A 1,660-nucleotide genomic window follows, 5' to 3' on the forward strand; every position below is an offset into this window, starting at 1 on the left:
ACCTCGAAGCGATCGCCCGCGAGCTCAACGAGCGGCCACGGCAGTGCCTGGGCTTCTACACTCCACGGGAAGTCTTCGAACGCCTACTGAAGGACAACGTTGCTTCCACGAGTTGACACCGCCACCTGTGATAGCCCGCGTACATGGCCAGACGCCGAACACCTGAAAGCATTTGACGCTGCGCTCAACCCCGAAGGCCGTCTCATCCTCCGCAGTGCCGCCGAAGCGATCTGCGTCGCCGACGAAGATCTTGTGCGTCAGGTTGGGAGTGGAGACTTCGGTGTGGTGGATTCGGACCGAGTCTCAGAAGAGGACCGGACTCGTGTGGGCGCGTGACTTCCAGTCGCTCGCCCACTGCGGGCGCTACCAAACCGCGACGGCGATGGAGCCTCTGAGCTAATGCTCCCCGCTCGAGTTGCAATCGATCCACGCGAGTCGCTTGATTCGTACCTCGAGCGGATTGCACTTGTGAACGATCTGACGACCAAGAGTCTTGTCCGCATGCTCAAGGAGAACCGGGACGGATCGTCGGTCTCGACGGCTTTCATGCTGGTCCGGCCTAGCGATGAGCTCGTCGGCCGAATAGTGGATCTCACTGGGCTGGGGGCATCGGCCGTCGAGAATTCGACCTTGTTGCGTTACGACGGAGGCGCGCCACTCAACCTCGACGGCTTCGACCCGCTCGATCGGGCGAGCTACCGCGCCATCGTTTGCCAGGGGTGGTTCCCGCAGCATGGGACGCAACTATGCCCACTCTGCCTATCGCACGACGGAATCTGGCAGCTGTCGTGGAAGCTACCGGTGTCGACAGTGTGTCCCGACCACGGCGTCTACCTGGTCGCTGAGTGTTCAAGATGTAGCCGGCGCTTTCGAACGCGACACCACAGTCCGCTGCGTCCTCGGCTCGATGAACACCAGCCGTGCGGGAATCCGCTCGGATTCTCGGCTCCCTGCCGACACTCCATCCTGAGAGAGAAACCGACGGCTGCATCCGAAGGTGCAATTCGGACCGCAACACGGGTTACGGCCGCTATCCAAGGCGAAGAAACGAGCGTTCTCGATGGCGCTCTCGCGCCCCCCGCGTACCTCGCAGAAGTCCGAAACTTAACCACTCTTCTACTTCACCTCGCATCCCGGTCTCGCGCAAGGGGTTTCGTCGAATGGGCCGGAGATCTCCAAGCCGAAGCCGCTGGTCGCACAACTGAGCTTCGAGGGCCTCGGTGGGGTATTCAGCCGCCGACAAGTGCAGTCACCCGCGGTGAAGCACTGGCGGAGGCGGATGGGATTCTGTCCAGTCCGGAGAGTGCGGACGCCGTCGCACGGTTGGCCGAGTGGTTCGATCTGATCCCGGACGTCCCGGGCGGCCCGAGAGGATGGATCGTCATTCGCGCGGCAAAGAGTCCGGTGTTGAGCTGGCTGGTGGTCCAGGTGCTTTCAGCCCGCCGCCATGTCGGCCTGCAGATCGATCATCACGACGCGTTGATCGATCTGCCGCTGTCTGCGATCCCTCAACTCCTCGATGAGCACACCTACCCTCGGGCTTTCATCGCTGAATTCGCCTGACCTGCCGTTTTCATGAAGAAAGGTGCTCTGAGCTGCAATAATTGTTGTTGCGAAACGACAATCACAAGCAGGGCAAGGAGCACCTTTCTGGTGAAGA

1 protein-coding gene and 2 pseudogenes are annotated in these 1,660 nt (G+C 61.3%); 2 read left to right on the forward strand and 1 reads right to left on the reverse strand.

The features are described 5' to 3' along the window. Positions 1-116 (forward strand): annotated as a pseudogene (locus ABFX36_RS19115) (IS30 family transposase); the annotation flags it as partial. A 283-nt stretch (positions 117-399) separates the two neighbouring features. Continuing rightward, a pseudogene (locus ABFX36_RS18835) lies at positions 400-777 on the forward strand (TniQ family protein); the annotation flags it as partial. Positions 778-1,434: 657 nt separating this feature from the next. On the opposite strand, the gene ABFX36_RS18840 reads toward ABFX36_RS18835, so the two are convergent. Beyond that, the coding region (locus ABFX36_RS18840; protein ID WP_346077804.1) for a hypothetical protein at positions 1,435-1,660 on the reverse strand (226 nt) is incomplete at its 5' end.

The organism is Gordonia cholesterolivorans (genome assembly GCF_039531975.1).
In the GTDB taxonomy this organism is placed as follows: Bacteria; Actinomycetota; Actinomycetes; order Mycobacteriales; family Mycobacteriaceae; genus Gordonia; species Gordonia sihwensis.